This is a genomic window from Tistrella arctica (assembly GCF_039630945.1).
GTDB lineage: Bacteria > Pseudomonadota > Alphaproteobacteria > Tistrellales > Tistrellaceae > Tistrella > Tistrella bauzanensis.
In genome coordinates, this window is the sequence record NZ_JBBKTV010000008.1 from 111116 (window position 1) to 129890 (window position 18775).

At 65.0% G+C, this 18775-nt stretch carries 17 protein-coding genes; 6 read left to right on the forward strand and 11 right to left on the reverse strand.

The annotated features are described in order from the left end of the window. Positions 1–97: 97 nt before the first annotated feature. Entirely contained in the window at positions 98–1096 is a 999-nt protein-coding gene (locus WG924_RS18855; RefSeq protein WP_345934645.1) for an ABC transporter permease, read from the forward strand. Then, positions 1093–2247, forward strand: a complete 1155-nt coding sequence (locus WG924_RS18860) for an ABC transporter permease (RefSeq protein ID WP_345934646.1) — start codon at positions 1093–1095, stop codon at positions 2245–2247. The genes WG924_RS18855 and WG924_RS18860 overlap by 4 nt, the downstream gene beginning before the upstream one ends. 107 nt (positions 2248–2354) lie before the next feature. On the opposite strand, the gene WG924_RS18865 is transcribed toward WG924_RS18860, so the two are convergent. Next, positions 2355–3041, reverse strand: a complete 687-nt coding sequence (locus tag WG924_RS18865; RefSeq protein WP_345934647.1) for a helix-turn-helix domain-containing protein — start codon at positions 3039–3041, stop codon at positions 2355–2357. A 326-nt stretch (positions 3042–3367) separates the two neighbouring features. Between WG924_RS18865 and dusA the strand changes: the two genes are divergently transcribed. The 4 genes from dusA (at position 3368) to WG924_RS18885 (ending at position 7110) form a co-directional block, all read left to right on the forward strand. Continuing rightward, positions 3368–4393: a tRNA dihydrouridine(20/20a) synthase DusA gene (dusA, locus tag WG924_RS18870; RefSeq protein ID WP_345934648.1), complete on the forward strand. Its 1026-nt coding sequence runs from the start codon at positions 3368–3370 to the stop codon at positions 4391–4393. Between the two features lie 123 nt (positions 4394–4516). Continuing rightward, positions 4517–5242, forward strand: coding sequence for an AzlC family ABC transporter permease (locus WG924_RS18875; RefSeq protein WP_345934649.1), 726 nt, complete (start codon positions 4517–4519; stop codon positions 5240–5242). Continuing rightward, positions 5239–5625, forward strand: coding sequence for an AzlD domain-containing protein (locus WG924_RS18880; RefSeq protein WP_345934650.1), 387 nt, complete (start codon positions 5239–5241; stop codon positions 5623–5625). The genes WG924_RS18875 and WG924_RS18880 overlap by 4 nt, the downstream gene beginning before the upstream one ends. Before the next feature lie 168 nt (positions 5626–5793). Then, complete coding sequence (locus tag WG924_RS18885) at positions 5794–7110, forward strand: DUF1835 domain-containing protein (RefSeq protein WP_345934651.1); 1317 nt, start codon at positions 5794–5796, stop codon at positions 7108–7110. A 123-nt stretch (positions 7111–7233) separates the two neighbouring features. Here the strand turns inward: WG924_RS18885 and WG924_RS18890 are convergent, their stop codons facing one another. From WG924_RS18890 to WG924_RS18935, 10 genes are all read right to left on the reverse strand, one after another. Then, positions 7234–8349, reverse strand: coding sequence for a branched-chain amino acid ABC transporter substrate-binding protein (locus WG924_RS18890; protein ID WP_345934652.1), 1116 nt, complete (start codon positions 8347–8349; stop codon positions 7234–7236). Between the two features lie 99 nt (positions 8350–8448). After that, complete coding sequence (locus tag WG924_RS18895) at positions 8449–8802, reverse strand: DUF6867 family protein (protein WP_345934653.1); 354 nt, start codon at positions 8800–8802, stop codon at positions 8449–8451. Positions 8803–8881: 79 nt separating this feature from the next. Next, the gene (locus tag WG924_RS18900) at positions 8882–9592 is read right to left on the reverse strand and encodes an ABC transporter ATP-binding protein (RefSeq protein ID WP_345934654.1); all 711 of its coding nucleotides are present in this window, start codon (positions 9590–9592) and stop codon (positions 8882–8884) included. Continuing rightward, positions 9592–10485 (reverse strand): ABC transporter ATP-binding protein, encoded by an 894-nt coding sequence (locus WG924_RS18905; RefSeq protein ID WP_345934655.1) that lies wholly within the window; start codon positions 10483–10485, stop codon positions 9592–9594. The genes WG924_RS18900 and WG924_RS18905 overlap by 1 nt, the downstream gene beginning before the upstream one ends. Positions 10486–10504: 19 nt before the next feature. After that, on the reverse strand, positions 10505–11827 hold the full coding sequence (gene livM / locus WG924_RS18910) for a high-affinity branched-chain amino acid ABC transporter permease LivM (RefSeq protein WP_345934656.1): 1323 nt from the start codon (positions 11825–11827) through the stop codon (positions 10505–10507). Continuing rightward, entirely contained in the window at positions 11827–12741 is a 915-nt protein-coding gene (gene livH / locus WG924_RS18915) for a high-affinity branched-chain amino acid ABC transporter permease LivH (protein WP_188580462.1), read from the reverse strand. Before livH ends, livM begins: the two co-directional genes overlap by 1 nt. A 521-nt stretch (positions 12742–13262) precedes the next feature. Further along, positions 13263–13520: a DUF6898 family protein gene (locus tag WG924_RS18920; protein ID WP_345934657.1), complete on the reverse strand. Its 258-nt coding sequence runs from the start codon at positions 13518–13520 to the stop codon at positions 13263–13265. Between the two features lie 199 nt (positions 13521–13719). Further along, the gene (gene hemA, locus WG924_RS18925; RefSeq protein WP_345934658.1) at positions 13720–14946 is read right to left on the reverse strand and encodes a 5-aminolevulinate synthase; all 1227 of its coding nucleotides are present in this window, start codon (positions 14944–14946) and stop codon (positions 13720–13722) included. Positions 14947–15281: 335 nt separating this feature from the next. After that, positions 15282–15782 carry a cyclic nucleotide-binding domain-containing protein gene (locus WG924_RS18930; protein ID WP_188580469.1) on the reverse strand — a complete coding sequence of 167 codons (501 nt, stop codon included), beginning with the start codon at positions 15780–15782 and terminating at the stop codon, positions 15282–15284. 63 nt (positions 15783–15845) lie between these two features. Next, positions 15846–18491 (reverse strand): ABC transporter transmembrane domain-containing protein, encoded by a 2646-nt coding sequence (locus WG924_RS18935; protein WP_345934659.1) that lies wholly within the window; start codon positions 18489–18491, stop codon positions 15846–15848. Positions 18492–18775: the final 284 nt, after the last annotated feature.

Sequence of the window (18775 nt, forward strand, 5' to 3'; positions counted from 1 at the left end):
CGGCCACAGCAATCGCGGCCGGCGCATCGATCGAGGGAACGGGCCGGTTACGGGACGCGAGATCCCGCCGGCCCCGGCAAGGGGAGCAAGGCCCGCGATGTTTGTGTACATCGCGCGACGGCTGCTGATGATGATACCGACGCTGATCATGATCAGCATTCTGGTCTTCGTCATCATTCAGCTGCCGCCCGGCGACTATCTAACCACGCAACTGGCCGAACTGGCAGCCCAGGGCGAAGGGGCGAGCCAGGCGAAGATCGAATTCCTGCGGGCGGAATATGGCCTGGACCAGCCGCTGTATGAACAGTATCTGCGCTGGGCCGGCGGCCTGCTGGTCGGCGACCTCGGCTATTCGTTCGAATATCAGCTGCCGGTGTCGGAAGTGGTGGGCGACCGGCTGTGGCTGACCATGCTGGTGTCCTTCGCCACCATCATCTTCTCGTATGCCGTGGCCTTCCCGATCGGCATTTACGGGGCGATCCGCCAGTACAGCCCGCTCGACCACGGGCTGACCTTCATCGGCTTTCTGGGGCTGGCGACGCCGAACTTCCTGCTCGCCCTGGTGCTGCTGTATTTCTCGAACATCTGGTTCGGTACCTCGATCGGCGGCCTGATGGACCCGGAATACCTCGACCAGCCGTTCAGCTGGGGCAAGTTCGTCTCGGTGATGCAGCATCTGTGGGTGCCGGTGGTGGTGATCGGCACGTCGAACACCGCCGGCATGATCCGTCGGTTGCGGGCCAATCTGCTGGATGAACTGCGCAAGCAGTATGTCACCACCGCCAAGGCCAAGGGGCTGCACCCGGCCCGGGTGCTGGTGAAGTATCCGCTGCGCATGGCGCTGAACCCGTTCATTGCCGATCTGGGCAATGTGCTGCCACAGGTGGTGTCCGGCGCCGCGATCGTCTCGGTGGTGCTGTCGCTGCCGACCACCGGGCCGATGCTGCTCAGGGCATTGCAGACCCAGGACATGTATCTTGCCGGTTCGTTCCTGATGTTCATGGCATTGCTGACCGTGATCGGCGTGCTGGTGTCCGACCTGCTGCTGGCGGTGCTCGACCCCCGCATCCGGCTCGATGGCGGGAGATCGCGATGACCCGGGACAACCGCTATGTCTCAGATGCGCCATTCGACCCGCGCCATGACGAGGTTCTGACACCGAAGCAGGAACGCTATTATCTGGCGTCGCAATGGCGGCTGATGTTCTGGCGCCTGCGCCGGCATCGTCTGGCAATGGTGTCGCTGTGGTTCCTGGCCGCCATCTATGGGGTGATGGTCTTCGCCGAGCCGCTCAGCCCCTATGATCCGGCGACCCGCCACACCAACCACATCCACGCGCCGCCACAGAGCATCCATCTGTTCCACGACGGCGACTTCGTCGGTCCCTTCATCTATGGCACGCGCTATGCGCTGAACATGGACACGCTGACCCGCACCTATTCCGAAGACCGCGCGCGGCCGCTGCCGGTCCGGTTCCTGTGTCAGGGAGAGCCCTACCGGTTGTGGGGGCTGATCCCGCTCGACATCCGCCTGATCTGCCCGCCGAAGGGCGGCACGCTGTTCCTGCTCGGCACCGACCGGCTGGGCCGCGACATGCTGTCGCGGGTGATCGAAGGCGCGCGGATCTCGCTGACGGTGGGCCTGATCGGCATCACCATCAGCTTCTCGCTCGGCATTCTGTTCGGCGGCCTGTCGGGCTATTATGGCGGCTGGGTCGACAGCGCCATTCAGCGGTTGATCGAGGTGATCCGGTCCTTTCCCGAACTGCCGCTGTGGATGGCCCTGTCGGCGGCCATGCCGGTCACCTGGCACCCGTTATGGATCTTCATCGGCATCACCGTGATCCTGGGGCTGCTGGACTGGACCGGGCTTGCCCGGGCGGTGCGATCGAAGCTGCTGGCGCTGCGCGAGGAAGATTATGCGACCGCGGCGGTGGTGATGGGCGCCCGGCCCAAGCGGGTGATCCTGCGCCATCTCCTGCCCAATTTCATGAGCCACCTGATCGTGTCGGCGACGCTGACCATCCCGGCGATGATCCTGGGCGAGACGGCACTGTCATTCCTGGGTCTGGGCGTGCGGGCGCCGCTGATTTCATGGGGCGTGCTGCTGAACGACGCGCAGGACATCAACGTCGTCACCCAGTATCCGTGGCTGCTGCTGCCGGTGGTACCGGTGGTGCTGACCGTGCTGGCCTTCAACTTTCTGGGCGACGGCCTGCGTGACGCCGCCGACCCCTATCAGAACTGATCGGACCTGGCACAGGCCCCCCGACAAAAAAGAACCGCGCGAACCGGATGTTGCCCCGGTCCGCGCGGTTCTGTGTGTCGTATTGACCCGTGGGTCGCCCCAGCAGATCAACAGGCGGCGGCGCGATCGGCCTCGTCACCGGTGGCCAGAAACCGCAGCCGCTCAGGATCGAGCAGGCGCACGGCATGCACACCATCCAGCGAGATGATCCCGTCACGCTTGAACACCGCCAGTGTCCGGCTGACGGTTTCGATCGTCAGCCCCAGATAATCGCCGATATCGGTGCGGGTCATCGGGATCGGCAGCGGGTCGGTCTTTTCGCCCCGCGCCTCAAGACGGTCATAGAGACCAAGCAGGAACGAGGCCAGCCGCTCGCGCGCGCTCTTGCGGCCCAGCAGCAGCATCTGTTCGCGGGAACGGGCAATTTCGTCCTGTGCCAGGCTCAGAAGGCGACGACCGAGCACCGGGTTGCGGTCCTGAAGCTCGTCGAAGTCGCGGCGGCGGAACCGGCACACCGAGACCCGGGTCAGGCTTTCGGCGGCGAGCCCGCCCAGCCGGTCATCACCCAGACCAAGGAAATCTCCCGGTAAGAGAAATCCAAGAACCTGCGTACGACCGTCAGGCAGGCTTTTGTACAATTTTGCACTGCCCGCCGTGAGATTATAGACATAGGCAGAGCGTTCACCCTCTTCCGCCAGCAGGGCGTGGGCGGGCAAATCAACCTTGGAGACGATGGCCGCAACCGCCGACATCGCGTCATGACCAAGATCGCCGCAGAAGGTGAGCGATCGCACCTCGCAGGCATCACATTCAGCACGGGCGCAGCTTCCAGCCGGGCGCCCCCCGATCTTGGCAGACAATGTATCTGTCATGGACACGGACCTTCGGGTTGCATCTGCCGTCAGGTTCGAAGCGACCCGCGGCCATTGTTTTTGCCTGACGATCGTAGCACGCAACAGTTAACAGAATAGAGTGACGTTTCGTCACGCTGATGGTGCCGGGTATGCGCGAGCCGTACAGATCATGCGGGGTGCATGGGTCGCATGACAACTTCGCCGATGATCCGGCCCCCCCGACTATGGTAGAGGATGGGCCTGTTTTCTCTGGATCTTGTGGATCGATGACCGACCGTCCCGAAATGCCGCGCCCTGCCGTCGACCGTCGCTTTTCCGTTGCGCCGATGATGGACTGGACCGATCGGCATGATCGCTATTTTCTGCGGCAGATCAGCCGGCGGGCGCTGCTGTTCACCGAGATGATCACCACCGGCGCGCTGATCTTCGGCGATGCCGCGCGTCATCTGGCCCATGATCCGTCGGAGCACCCGGTTGCGGTTCAACTGGGCGGATCGGATCCGCGCGATCTCGCCATCGCGGCGCGGATCGCCGCCGATGCCGGATATGACGAGATCAACCTGAATTGCGGCTGCCCGAGCGATCGGGTGCAGTCGGGCCGCTTCGGTGCCTGCCTGATGGCCGAACCCGCCCTGGTCGCTGAGTGTGTGGCGGCAATGGCCGCGGTGGTCGACGTGCCGGTGACGGTGAAATGCCGGATCGGGATCGATGATCAGGACGAGGCGGAAACCCTGTTCCGCTTCGTCGAGACGGTTGCCGCGGCCGGTGCGGGCACATTCTATGTCCACGCGCGAAAAGCATGGCTCAAGGGTCTGAGCCCCAAGGAAAATCGCGAGATCCCGCCGCTGAACTATCCCCTGGTGCATGCTTTGAAACGCGCCCGGCCTGATCTTGAGATTCTGCTGAATGGCGGGCTGGTCGATCTGGATCAGGCTGAAGCCGAGATCGCTTCCGGCCTCGACGGCGTGATGCTGGGCCGCGCCGCCTATCACGATCCCTATATCCTGGCCGAGGTGGATGCCCGCATCTATGGCGAAGGCGATGCCACGGCCCCCATTGCCGATCGGATCGAGATCGCCCGGCGCATGCTGCCCTATATCGAGGCCGAGGTCAGCCGTGGCACGGCCCTCATCGCGATCACCCGTCATATGCTGGGGCTGTTTCAGGGCCTGCCCGGGGCGCGGCGCTTCCGACGATCGTTGAGCGAGAATCACGCTCGCAAAGGCGCCGGCCCGGAGGTTCTGGTCGCAGCCCTCGAAGAAGTCAGCAGCCGGCGCCGCGACGCCGCATAGAAGCTCGCGCCATACGGCTCTGCGCGCGGCAGGCCTGCAACCTTTGCGCACATTACCCGCTTGGCAGGGCGTGCCGCCTGCTTCCATACTGCAGCCGCCATCACCATCCGGGCGGGAGTGGACATGCCAGCGATATCATCCGTCAGCACAGCGCCGCAGCCCTTCCGCCAGGGCCTGACCGACGCCATTCCGGTGGCGGTGACCTTCCTGTTCATCTTCACCGCCTATGGCGCGGTGGCGCGCGATGCCGGGCTCGGTATCGCTCAGGCGGTGGCGGTGACCGTGGCGGTGTTCGCGGCCCCCGCGCAATTCGTCATTCTGGAACCCTTGACCGTCCATGCCTGGGCGACCGTCGCCGGGATCGCGCTGGTGGTGAATTTCCGCTTCCTGCTGATGGGGGCGGCCCTGGTGCCGCATTATGGCGGGCTGGCGAAGCGCCATGTCCTGCCGCCCTTGATGTTCCTGTCGGCCAGCACCTTCGCGCTGGGCTACACCTATGCCGCAGGCCACCCGGAAATCGGCGCGGGCCTCAAATTCCGCTATTATCTGGGGGTCGTGGCGATATCTCTGCCGCTGGCAGCCGGCGGCTCCGCGGCCGGTTTCGTGGTCGCCGATGTTCTGCCGCCGGCGCTGAACGCCCTGCTGCTGCTGGTCATGCCGGTGTATTTCACCACCCTGCTGGCCAAGGCCGCCCGCCGGATTGCCCCCTTCCTCGCCGGCCTGACCGGGTTCGTCCTGGTCGATCCCGTGGACCAGATGGCACCGGGATTCGGTCTGATGATCGTGGCGGGGGGCACCGGCCTTGTCATCGTCGCGGTCGAGGAACTGGCCCGGAGGCATCACATATGACCGCCATCGATCCAGCCGCCATGGCCGGTGTGGCCGGCGACCCGCTGGTCTGGGCGGCGATCCTGCTGGCCGGTGTCGTCAGTCATGCCCTGCGCATGCTGCCCTTCGTGGTGCTGCGCCCGCCTGAGAACGCGGCGGCGAGCCCGCTGTTCCGGTTCTTCGATTACGCCGCCTTCGCCGTTCTGGGCGGCATCATCGGCAGCGCGCTGTTCACCCCCCTGCCCGGCCGCGCGCTGATGGGCTATGCCCATGGCGCCACGCTGGTATCGGTGGTGGTGGTGGTGGCGTGCTTCCTGATCGCGCGGCGGCTGGACCGGCCGCTGCTGATCGTGCCGCTGGGGCTGGCCAGCCACGCATTGCTGACGATGCTGCTGGTGGCTTGACGCGAGACCGGGGCACTGTCTAAGGTCGGGGGACCGGGCCCGGTCGGTCCCGCCCATCCGCGGAAAGGGCTGCGCCCGCGATCCTGACGACGATCCGGCCGATCCCTGCATCTGCCCTTGTCCTCATCTGCCGGCGGATACGGATGAGATCGGATAAGGGATCCCATCATGGACGACCATTGCCCTGACGTGCCCGGCCCTGTTGTGCCGCCGGCCGCAGACCACCCGTTCCATCTCAATCTCGATCAACAGCGCAAGCGCGCCCGGGATTTGCTGCGCGCCTGTCTGAAGGGTGATGCGGCGGCGGAACACCACCTGCGCCACCATCACCCGCGCGCGGGCCAGCCGCCGACACTGACCGACGCCCAGCATGCCATCGCCCGCGAATTGGGGCTGGCATCCTGGCCAAGGCTCAAGGCCCATATTCTGGCGATCGACCGGGCACGCGCGGCCATCCGCCATGGCGATCCAGCGCCTGATGCCGATCGCGACACACTGCATATCCGCTGTGGCAGCGATATCCGCGATGGGTTGCGGCAGGCAGGCTTCGCGGGCGACTTTCTTGAGGTATCCGACCCGCTCTGCCACGGCCCGGTTCCGGCCGACGGCGACCTGATCGCCATCCGCGCCGCGTTCATCGTTGCCCAATATGGCGCGGTGCTGCCACTGGATGTGGACGGGGTGACCGACAAGCTGACCGCGGCGGAGCGTGCGCTTCGCGCCGCCGCCGGCCAAGACCGGCGGTTGGTGCTGTGGATGGAACATGACGCCTATGATCAGTTGATCCTGGCCCGCTGCCTGGCTGTCTTCGCCGAGCATGGCGCGCCTGCCAGTCTTGAGCTGATCCAGCGCGATCGCTTCCCCGGCCGTGCGCGATTCATCGGCCTTGGGCAGCTCGACCCGGAAGCGCTGCGGATGTTGTGGACGGAACGCGTGCCGCTCGACGCGCGCCATCTGGCATTGGGCCACAGGGTGTGGGCAGCCCTCCGCGATCCGTCACCCGAACCCCTCGCCCGGCTTGCCCGGGACGGCACCGTACCGTTGCCGGTGATGGCGCCGGCCCTGCGGCGCCATCTCGCCGAGCTTCCGGGCGTTGAGGACGGGCTGTCGCTGACCGAACGCCTGACGCTCGACCTTGTGGCCGAGGCCGGCGATACACCGCTGACCATCGGGCGCCTGTTCGGCCGGATGATGCGCGAGCGCGACCCCCTGCCCGCCCTGGGGGATGTGATGTATCTGGCGATCATCGCCGAACTGGCCCGGGCCGCACAGCCCACGATCACGCTGGCGCCGGCCACAGACCCGTTCACCGCCGCCGTCACCCTCACCGATGCCGGGCGCGCGGTGCTCGACCAGGGGCTGGATGCCGTGGCCCTGGCGCCGCCGGTGCGCTGGGTCGGCGGCTGCCGCATCGATCCGGCGGCACCCCATTGGCGCTGGGACCGGCAGGCGGATCGGCCGGTCCTGCATCCCGCCATCCTCTGACCACCACGGCGTTGTCGATCGTCCGAACCGGTCCTGTACGAGAAAGGCCCCGGGCGTCTCCGCCACGGGGCCTTCATCGACAGGTCAGGCGCGGCCGGCGCAAGCCGGCCGCGATCTGTCCGGTCAATAATAGTCGTACTTGCCGTTGCTCCACTTATAGACCACGTAGCCGGGAGCGGCGACGTCACCCTTGGCATCGAAACCGATGCTGCCGAGCACGGTGTCGAAGGTCATCTCGTGCAGCTTGGCCGAGACCGGCTCCAGCTCCACCGACTTGGCGGCATTGGCGGCCTGGGCCCAGGCCTGAACCGCCCCATAGGTATAGAGCGTATAGCCTTCCGGATCGAAGCCGGCAGCGGTGAACTTCTCCACCACCGGGGCGGCGGCCGGGTTGCGCTTCGGATCGGGGCTGAAAGTCATCAGCGCGCCTTCGCCGGCGGGGCCGGTGATCGACCACCATTCCTCGGTGACCATGGCATCGCCCGACATCAGCACGGCGTCGAGGCCCGCTTCCTTGGCCTGACGCTGGATCAGCGCCGACTCGGTGTGATAGCCGCCGACATAGATCAGGTCGATATTCTCGGACTTCATCTTGGTGACGAGGGCCGAATAATCCTTCTCACCGGCGGTATAGGCCTCGTACATGGCCTCCTTGAAGCCCAGCTTGTCGAGGCTCTTGCGGGTCTCGTCGGCCAGGCCCTGGCCATAAGTGGTCTTGTCGTGAAGGATCGCGACCTTCTTGTCCTTGAAATGCTCGGCAATGAAGGCGGCCGCCACTTCGCCCTGCTGATCGTCGCGACCGCAGGTGCGGAACACGCCTTCCAGGCCACGCTCGGTGAGCTGCGGATTGGTCGAGCCGGGCGAGATCTGGACGATGCCTTCCTCGTTATAGATGTCCGAGGCCGGGATCGACGACGACGAGCACCAATGGCCCGCCACGAAGACCACGTCATCCGACACCAGCTTGTTGGCCAGAGACACCGCCTGCTTGGGGTCGCAGGCATCGTCGCCGACCACCAGCTTCAGCTGTTCGCCGTTCACGCCGCCCGCGGCATTGATGTCCTTCACCGCCATCTCGGCGCCGTTGCGCATCTGGGTGCCGATCACGGCATACTGGCCGGTCATCGGCCCCGCCACCGAAATCACGATCTCGGCCTGCGCCGCACCGGCCAGCGCCAGCGTCGCCACCGCGCCGAGCAGCGCGCCCTTGAGACCGCGATTGATCGAAGTCCTGGTCATGGTCGTCTCCCTGTTGACCCGCACCGACAGGCCGTTGATGCCCGTTCCCCCGGTGCGGAAACCCGTCTGAACGGCTGGCCTGTCTGGATATCCAGACGGTCAGCCTGCCGCCCCGCCCTTGTCGCGCCAGCCGAAAATGCCGGCGCGCTCGAAAGCCCATGGATACTGCTTTACCATCATTTTCGCCTGATAGGCACGATAGACGATCGCCGCAATCGCGATCAGCACCACCGCATCCAGAACGAACCCGCCGCCCGACAGCAGAACACCGTCATAGAGCGCATATTTCAGAAACCGGCTCGCCGCCGCCAGCAGCACGCCATAGGGCACGACGTGCCACACCGGCCGCCAGGTCGTCGCCAATGCCCGCCCGGTCATGAAGGCGCAGAACCCGGTCAGCACCAGCGTCACGCCGATGAACACGGGCCATGTGCTGCCGATCATGCTCTCCATTGCCGGCTCCCTTCAAGGCTGCTGCGCAACGGGGCTGCCCGATTGCGCGGCATGGCCCGGATATGGACGAGGATCATCATCAGTGCCCTCCTTCCAGATAGGCCCGCCGCACCTCCGGATCGGCCAGAAGCGCCTGGCCGGTGCCCGAGGTCACGATCTGTCCGGTCGCCATCACATAGCCGCGATGGGCCAGTTTCAGGGCATGAAAGGCGTTCTGCTCGACCAGAAAGATCGTGATCTTTTCGGTCTCGTTGATCTCGCGGATGATCGAGAAGATCTGCTTCACCACCAGCGGCGCCAGACCCAGCGATGGTTCATCCAGCAGCAGAAGCCGCGGCCGGCTCATCAGCGCGCGGCCGATCGCCAGCATCTGCTGTTCGCCGCCCGACAGGGTGCCGCCGCGCTGGTTGCGGCGTTCCTTCAGGCGCGGGAACAAGGTCAGCACCCGCTCGATATCCTGCTCGAAGTATTTAGGGTCGGTGGTCACCGCCCCCAGTTGCAGGTTCTCCATCACCGTCATGCGCGGAAACACCCGCCGGCCTTCAGGCGACTGCGCGATGCCCCGACGAACGATATCGTGGGTCTCGCGCCGGGTGATGTCCTCGCCACAGAAATGGATGCTGCCGGTCCGCGCCCGTGGATTGCCGCAGATGCTCATCAGAAGGGTCGACTTGCCGGCGCCGTTGGCGCCGATCAACGACACGATCTCGCCTTCGGCAACCGACATCGACACGCCTTTCAGCGCCTGGATGTTGCCGTAATAAGTTTCGATCCCGGAAATTTCGAGCATCAATGCGTCCCCCGGTCGATGCCGAGGTCGGCCGCAACCGCGTCGGGCAACGCCTCGTCTTCCTCCTCGCCCAGATAGGCGCGGATCACGTTCGGGTCGTTCCTGACCGCTTCAGGACGGTCATCGGCGATCTTGCGGCCATAGTCGAGCACCACGACATGATCGGAAATCGCCATCACCACGCTCATGTCATGCTCGATCAGCATCAGGCCCACCTGATCCTGATCGCGGATCGACAGCAGCAGGTTGTTCAGTTCCAGCGATTCGCGCGGGTTCAACCCGGCGGCCGGCTCGTCCAGGCACAGCACCGCCGGACGGGTGCACATCGCGCGCGCGATCTCCAGCCGCCGCTGATGACCATAGGGCAATTCGCTGGCCAGCCGGTCGGCATGGTCGAGCAGGTCGATGCGCCGCAGCCAGTTGGCCGCCAGATCAAGAGCTTCGCTCTCGACCTTGCGATAGGATGGCAGGCCGAACAGGCCGGCGACCGAGAAGGCGGACGCCGCCATCAACCGGTTGTGCTGGGCGATCAGCAGATTCTCCAGCACCGACAGGCTGGGAAACAGGCGGATATTCTGGAAGGTGCGGCCCACACCGGCCCGCGCGATGCGGAAACCATCCATCCGTTCCAGCTTATGGGCGCCGGTCGCCGTATGCAGCGTCAGGGCCCCGGCGGTCGGGCGATAGAACCCGGTGAGGCAGTTGAACACCGTGGTCTTGCCGGCGCCATTGGGGCCGATCAGGGCGGTGATCTCGTTCTGCCGGGCGGTGAAGCTCAGATTGTCGATGGCGGTCAGGCCACCGAAACGCATGGTGAGATGCTCGACCTCCAGCAGCGGCGCCGCGGTCGCGGACGCCGGCCGGCCGACATCGGTGGTGATGGATCCGGTCATTCTGTCAGGCCCCCGCGCGTCACTGATACCGTCCGTCGAGGCCGAGCCTCGATTTCAGCCGGGAAAGCTGCATGGTCGGCTCGCGGAAGGCGAGCAGGCCGCGCGGCCGCCAGATCATGATCAGCACCATGGCACCGCCAAAGAACAGCATGCGGAACTGCTGCAGATCGCGCGCCAGTTCCGGCAGCAGGATCAGCAGGATCGCCGCCAGAACCACGCCGACCTGGCTGCCCATGCCGCCCAGCACCACGATCGCCAGGATGACGGCACTTTCGGTGAAGACGAAGCTTTCAGGGCTGATGAAGCCCTGGCGGGTGGCGAAGAACGCCCCGGCGAAGCCGCCGAAGGTGGCGCCCAGCGCGAAGGCCGACAGTTTGACGTTGGTCGGGTTGATCCCCAGCGACCGGCAGGCGATCTCGTCTTCCCGCAAGGCCTCCCAGGCGCGGCCGATCGGCAGTTTGCGCAGGCGGAGCACCACCAGATTGGTGATCATCGCCAGCACCAGGATGACGTAGTACAGGAACACCACCCGGTGTTCAGAGGAATAGTCGAGCCCGAACAACTGGTGAAAGGCGACCTCGCCCTCGTCTGGCCGTCGGGTGAAATCGAACCCGAAGAAACTGGGACGCGGGATATTGGCGACGCCGTTGGGGCCGCCGGTGAACCAGCTCCAGTTCAGCAGCACCACACGGATGATCTCGCCGAAACCGAGTGTCACGATCGCCAGATAGTCGCCGCGCAGACGCAGCACCGGATAGCCGAGGGCGATGCCGAACGAGGCCGCGAACACCCCCGCCAATGGCAGGCAGACCCAGAACGACCAGCCGAAATAGGCGTTCAGCAGGGCATAGGAATAGGCGCCCACGGCATAGAACGCGACATAGCCCAGATCGAGCAGGCCGGCCAGGCCGACCACGATGTTCAGCCCCCAGCCCAGCATCACATAGATCAGCACCAGGGTTGCCAGATCGACCGAGGTGCGGTCCATGAACGGCAGCATCGGCAGCACCAACGCCACCACGGCACCGCCCCAACCGATCGCCTTCAGGTATCTGGCAACGCCCTGCCCGGCATTCGCCGGGTTGCGGCGCCCGGCGCCGGGGCCCCGGACGCCGGTCCACAGCGACAGCGCCAACCGGCCGGCGAACACCACCGCGACGGCGATGATCACCCAGCTCCAGCGCGGTTCCACCACCACCACGGCGCCTTCGGCCACGGTTCGCAAGCCCAGCATAGGCAGGGCGATGACCAGGGCCACGAAGGCCGCCAGCCCTGCATCCTTGAGCGCCGCGCCGACAGGGCTGGGGCCGGCCGCGGTTTTGGTTGTCGTGGTCATCGCCATCAAACCTTCTCGACCTCAGGCTGACCCAGCAGACCGGTCGGGCGGAAGATCAGCACCGCCACCAGGATCGTGAATGCCGCGACATCCTTGTATTCGGCCGAGAAATACCCCGACCAGAAGGCTTCGATCAGGCCCAGCAGCAGCCCGCCGAGCATGGCGCCAGGCAGCGAGCCGATGCCGCCCAGCACCGCCGCCGTGAACGCCTTGAGCCCCGCCAGAAAGCCGATATAGAAGTCGATGACACCGTAATAGAGCGTGACCATCAGCCCGGCCACGGCCGCGAGCGCCGCCCCCATCACGAAGGTCAGCGAGACCGTGCGGTTGACATCGATGCCCAGCAGAGACGCCATCTTCATGTCCTGCTCGCAAGCCCGCTGAGCACGCCCGAGCGGCGTGCGCTTGATCACCAGCGTGAAGGCGGTCATCGAGGCGACCGTCGTCAACAGGATCAGCAGTTGGATATACGAGATGGTCACCGCATTCTCGCCGAAGCCATGCAGGCTGATTCCGCCTGAGATCACCGGCTGCAACGCCTTGGTTCGCGCGCCCTGCACGATCTGGACGTAGTTCTGCAGGAAGATCGACATGCCGATGGCCGAGATCAGCGGCGCCAGCCGGAATGACCCGCGCAACGGCCGATAGGCCACCCGCTCGATCGCCCAGCCATAGGCGGCGGTGAATGCCATGGCAATCAGCAGCACCATCAGCAGGGCCAGCGGCACATAGGTGATGCCGGCCATGCCCAGCACCGCGAAGGCGATGAGCGAAATGAAGGCACCGATCATGTAGACCTCGCCATGGGCGAAGTTGATCATGCCGATGATGCCGTACACCATCGTGTACCCGATGGCGATCAGCCCGTAGATGCCGCCGAGCGTGAGCCCGTTGACCAATTGCTGAAGAAAATAGTCCATGACCCCCCGATACGGTCTTGGTCACGGCCGGTTCGACGGGCGGTCATCTGAACGTCTCTGAACCGGAATATGTCGATGTCGCGTCCGTCCGGACGGATTAAGGGCGTCATGCCGGACTGCCCCGTCCCGCGACATCGCCCCGTCCACGCGCATGACGTGCCGGCATGCCTGCCCGCGCCGCCACATGCGATCAAACCCGCGCCCGAACGGATGACACCTTCCCCCTGGTCATCCGAGATCGCCCGTTATTCCGCAAACGTCTTGCAGCCCCCGGTGTCGAGACTTCTCTGCGGCATGCCGCCGCGGTCTCGATCCCCTGTCATCGATCTTCACAAAAGAGTAGCCATGCGGGAACCGGCGCGGCAAGCATCGATTGGCCGGGTGATGAAGATTTGCCAGAACCGGCCTGCACAATCGCAATCATTCCGGCAAGCGTCCGCATCACGCACAACTCGATCATCCCGGGCGCATCAATCCACTGCCGGTGGATAGACCCGCCATCACGATCGGGCAGGCGCCGTTCAAGCGATGATCGACCGTCCGCCCTTGCGTCCGGGGACAGCGCGCGGCTCCGCCGCCGGGGTCGGGGCCGCCCTGGCCCTGCGGGCGCGGACATAGGCAAGCTTGTCGCGTGCCAACCGCGCGAGCGCCGCCTCGGCGGTGCCATGCGGTGCGATGAAGGTGACCTCCTCGCCCGTCGCCGCATCGATCGCCGCCACTCTGAGCGACACACCGGCGGCCGTGATTTCCAGCAGAATGTCGTCGGGCGGCGTGGTCATGGCTGTCGGCTCCGGCAGCGACGGGAAGACTGGTCTTCCGAAGTGTCCTCCCACGCCCCGGCGGGCGCAAGCGACAAGCCGCCATCCGGCGCGACCACAGGCCAACGCGAACAGGCCAATGCAAAAGCGAACGGGCGCCGGAAGACATCATCCGGCGCCCGCTGGTCGTTGGTCATGAGGTCAGGGGGAACGATCCCGGTCAGGCGACCGCCACATCGCGATCCCGCGCCAGCCCGAGTGCCGCCCAGACCGCGGTCAGCGCGGTGACAAGCTGATCCATCATCGCGTCGTCGTGGAACGGCGACGGCGTGAAGCGCAGGCGTTCGGTGCCGCGCGGCACGGTCGGATAATTGATCGGCTGGACATAGATGCCATGCTCGTCGAGCAGCATGTCGGTCGCCGCCTTGCACAGCACCGGATCGCCGACCATCACCGGCACGATATGGCTTTCCGACGGCATCACCGGCAGGCCGGCTTCGGCCAGCAGCCGCTTCAGCCGGGCCGCGCGGTCCTGATGGCGGGTCCGCTCCACGGTGCTTTCCTTCAGGTGACGGACGCTGGCCAGCGCCCCGCCCGCCACCGCCGGCGGCACCGCGGTCGAGAAGATGAAGCCCGGGGCGTTGCTGCGGATGAAATCGATCGTCGCCGCCGAGGCCGCGACATAGCCGCCGATCACCCCGAATGCCTTGGCCAGCGTGCCCTGGATCAGATCGATCCGGTCCATCAGGCCACGGGCCTCGGCAACGCCACCACCGCGCGGGCCATAAAGGCCGACTGCATGGACCTCATCGATATATGAGAACGCGCCATGGCGCTCGCAGACATCCAGAATCTCGGCGATCGGCGCAATGTCGCCATCCATCGAATACACCGACTCGAAGGCCACGATCTTGGGCGCCGCCGGATCGACCGAGGCGAGCTTCGCCTCAAGATCGGCCGGATCGTTGTGCTTGAACACATGGCGCGCCGCACCCGAATGGCGGATGCCGGCGATCATCGACGCATGGTTCAGCGCATCGGAAAAGATATGGCAGCCGGGCATGCCGCGTGCCAGCGTCGACAGCGCGGCTTCATTGGCGTTGTAGCCCGAGGTGAACAGCAGCGCCGCCTGCTTGCCGTGCAGATCGGCCAGTTCCGCTTCCAGCAGGACGTGCAGGTGATTGGTACCCGAAATGTTGCGGGTGCCGCCGGCCCCGGCGCCCATGGCACGCACGGCATCCTGCATGGCGGCGAGCACTTTGGGATGCTGGCCCATGCCCAGATAGTCGTTGCTGCACCAGACCGTGATGTCGCGCGGCCCCTCGGCGCCGTGATGGGTTGCCCGCGGAAATGCGCCGGCGCGGCGTTCAAGATCCGCGAAGACGCGGTAACGCCCCTCTCGCCTGAGATCGGCGAGGGCTGCCTCGAAGAACGCCTGATAGTCCATCACAAACCTCACACAACACGTCGTGACGTGGTCTGCCCGTCGGTTCATCCGCGAGCTTCAGACCCACGTGCCGGGAAGACTTGAACCGGTGCATGGTTGCATCGGAGATCCGATGTCCCCTTGAGACCGGCCGCTTCCTCTTGCTGCGGACACGCCACGCACCGGACCGGCGTTGCGGTCGACCAGACCGGCGTCGCCCGAGGCGTGACATGTTGATGCCATAAACATAGGCCGGGCGCCAACGCGACACAACGCCGCGTTGGCATCGTGACCCGCCGGATCGGCCGTCAGGGCCGGGACCGGATCGCCCGACCGGGGCCGTTCACCCGGTCGGATCACTGGTCATCGCCGCTGACCGCCAGACGATAGCGTTCAGTGGTGCGGTCCACGCGACGCGCCAGCTCGCGCATGATCTCGATCGCCATCTGCGGTACCTGGGCGATCAGCTGATAAAACAGCTCCTTGGAAATCCTGAGAGCCGTGACCGGCGAGGCCGCGACCACCGTCGCCGTGCGCGGCACATCGCACAGGATGGCGATTTCACCCACCACGTCGTTTCGGCCCAGATCCGCCACCTTCAGCGGCCCGCGCGGTGTCGCCACCTGCACCTCGGCGCTGCCCTCGACGATGATATAGACCGCATCGCCCACCTCGCCTTCCGAGAACACCGTGTCGCCCGGATCGAAGGTCAGCCTCTCGCTGGTAAAGGCGACGAGCTTGAGCTTCGCCGGCTCGATGTTCGCGAACATCGGCACATTGCGCAGCACCTCCACGTCACGGATCAGGCTCACTGTCGCCTCCTGCACCTGGAGCAGATCACATCCCGATGCCCTCATCGGGACAACTAACGATGCCCGGGCCGCGGCCATGGGCCCGCGGCTCCGGGGCCTTGCATGACGTCACGCGTCGCCGACCAGGCGCCGATACGCGCTGCCGTCGATATCCACCTCGTCGGGCGTCCCCGACTGCACCACCCGTCCACCCTGCATGACCACCACCCGATCGAAGGACCGGGCCAGAACCGGCCGCTGCACGGACCAGACCATGGCATGTCCTGCCATCGCCTCGCGCAGCCGCTCGATAATCTCCACCTGCTCCAGCGCATCGACGGCCGATGTCGGCTCGGACAGCACCATCATGTCGGGGCGTTTCAGCAGTGCCCGGGCGATGGCCGCCTTCTGACGCTGGGCGTTCGACAGCCGCGACCCGCCCGAGCCGACATGGAAGCTCAAGCCCACCACCATCACCATGTCGCGCAGCCCGGCATCGTCAACCACCTGGGCCAGTTTCTGCCCCACCCGGCCACGCGCCTGAGCCTGGCCGTAAACCACCCGTCCGAACAGGATGTTGTCCTGAATCGAACTCTGCGCATGATACTTCGTTCTGTCGAAGAACTCGATTCGTCCCTTCAGGTCGTCAGGGCTGTTGTCCATCAGGCGTCTGCGCGCCGTCAGCATACGATCGCGGACACGATCATCGAGAACGTCCAGCCGGTGCCGTGCCGGAACCAGGCGGAAGGCCAGACCCGCCAGACGCCGGCGCTCCTGCGCATCCAGAGTCCCCACGCCCTCGCGCTCGATCCGGTTCAACAGCACCTGATAGACCGGCAGATCCTCGGATGAAATGAAGCTGTACTGTTCGAAGAACTCGTGATCGGCCGGCAGGTCGGCGAAGAGTTCGATCATGGTGGCGGCGATGCGGCGCCCGGCCTCGACCAGATCGGCGTCGAGCCCGCCCTCCGACAGCACCTCGGCCACGAACGGGTGTTCGGTCAGGGTTTCAAGATCTTCGCCATCGCCACGTGGCGCACCGAACAGCAGGTTTTCGGCGACACTCGCATTGTCGTTCCAGCGGTCCACCTCGAACGGCTCGACCAGCTTGCCCAACCCCTCATCAGCCAGGGCTTGATGAAAGGTCTCGCGCCCCTTCAGCACCCGTTCGGCCCGCTCGGGCTCAGCCGCGGGGTCCAGCCGGCCACGCAGGCCCAACGCGAAGACGTCGTCGTCCAGCCGCACGATCTTCAGTACCTCGACCAGCCGGCGCTCCACCGCCTCGGTACCTTTGCCGCCCACCGCCTCATAATCGATCCAGTCGGCCCGCACGTCGTATTCACAATTGCCCGACCGTTTTGCCTCGTTCAGGTCACGTTCCCAGATCGGCCGGCTCTCGTCGTCAAGCTCACGCGGGGTCAATGGCCGGTGCTTCAGGCCATAGAGCAGGTTGTCTGCGAGCGACATATTGAAGAAGGCGGTCGAGGATCCGACAAAAGCGATCCGGCGACCAACCACGGCATCAGGCAGGGTCGCCAGATCCTTGCCGCCGATGGTGATGCGGCCCGATTGCGGATCGGCCAGCCGCGCCAGCGTCAGCGCAAGCTCGTGCTTGCCGCTGCCGGCACCGCCGACGATCGCCGTATGGCTGTCGAGCGGCAGATGCAGGGACACGCCATCCAGCAACTGGATCTCGCCCTCATCGGCCAGACGGACGTTCGACAGCACCACCTCGCCCGTGAACGGTTCGATCGCGGCCGGATCGTTCAGCAGGCGCTCCGCTTCGACCATGCCCGCCGGTTCGAACTGTGCCACCACCTGCTCGTATTTGATGCGGGCGTCTTCCTTCATCTGGTAATAGGCGAGCAGTTCCTTCCAGGGCGCATACAATTCCTTATAGGCGCTGAGCACCGCCACCAGCGCACCCACCGACAATTCGCCACGGATCACCAGCCAGCCGCCGATCGCGAAGAAGAAGAATGGCCCCAACTGCGATATAAAATTATTCAGAAATTTGATGAAGAATTTTCGAATATAGATCTCGTACCGGACCTTGAACACACCGTTCATCCGGTCGGAAAAATCCGCCAGTTCATAGGCAGCCGTGTCGTTCGATCTGATCTCCTGAATGCCGCCGATGGTCTCTCCGATCCGGTCCGAGACCTTGCGCATCAGTCGCACGCGGGTCTTTCCGAGATTGTTGACCTTACGCTGCAGCTTGGGAATCAGGTAGATCTGGATCGGGTACAACGAAACCGCCGCCAGCCCCATCAGCGGATCCTGAATGAACAGGAAGGCCAGAATGGTCAGCAGCGTGCCGCCCTGATAGGCCGGCGTCGCAATCGCTTCGGCCACATAACCACCCAAGGGTTCCACCTCGCTGGTGATCATCGGGATGGTTTCGCCGGCGCTGGTGCGTCGGAAATGCGGCAAGGGGAAGCGTAAAACCCGCATGAACAGGTCATAACGCAGGCGCCGCAACATCCGCTCGCCTAACAGGCCCTTATAGACGTTGATAATATATTTGAAGGCCTGATTGACGATCACCAGCAGCAGGAATATGCCGCAGAGCACGATCAGATATTCCATCTGATCGAAGTTGAAGCCGAAAAATGTCTTCGGAAAATCCTTTCCCTGAATCGCCTCATTCAGAATGATCTTGGGCAGATCCAGGAAGATGTAGAGGAAAGGAAAGGACGCCACGGTCATGATCAGCAGGACGATCTGCTGCCTGAGGCTGTGGCGTACGATATAGCGGAACAGGGAATGCTCCATCGTCGCTCAACCCTTTCCTCGCCCAGCCGGAAACACACTGCCGCTGCCAGATGCATCACAGATGCACATCATGGTGCGGCGGCGGCTTAGCCTAAGCATCACCGCCCCTCCCTGCAAGCCCGCCGACGGCGAGCGACCGCGGAAGATGCAGGTCACGCACAGGGTCCGCCTGCCTGTCGCCCCCCTGTTCAGATGCCTGCCCCCCCCTGTTCAGATGATTGTGAGCCTTTCCCGGCCGGTGTCATGGTTCGCGAAACAATCGTTAACCATACCGGCCGGCATCA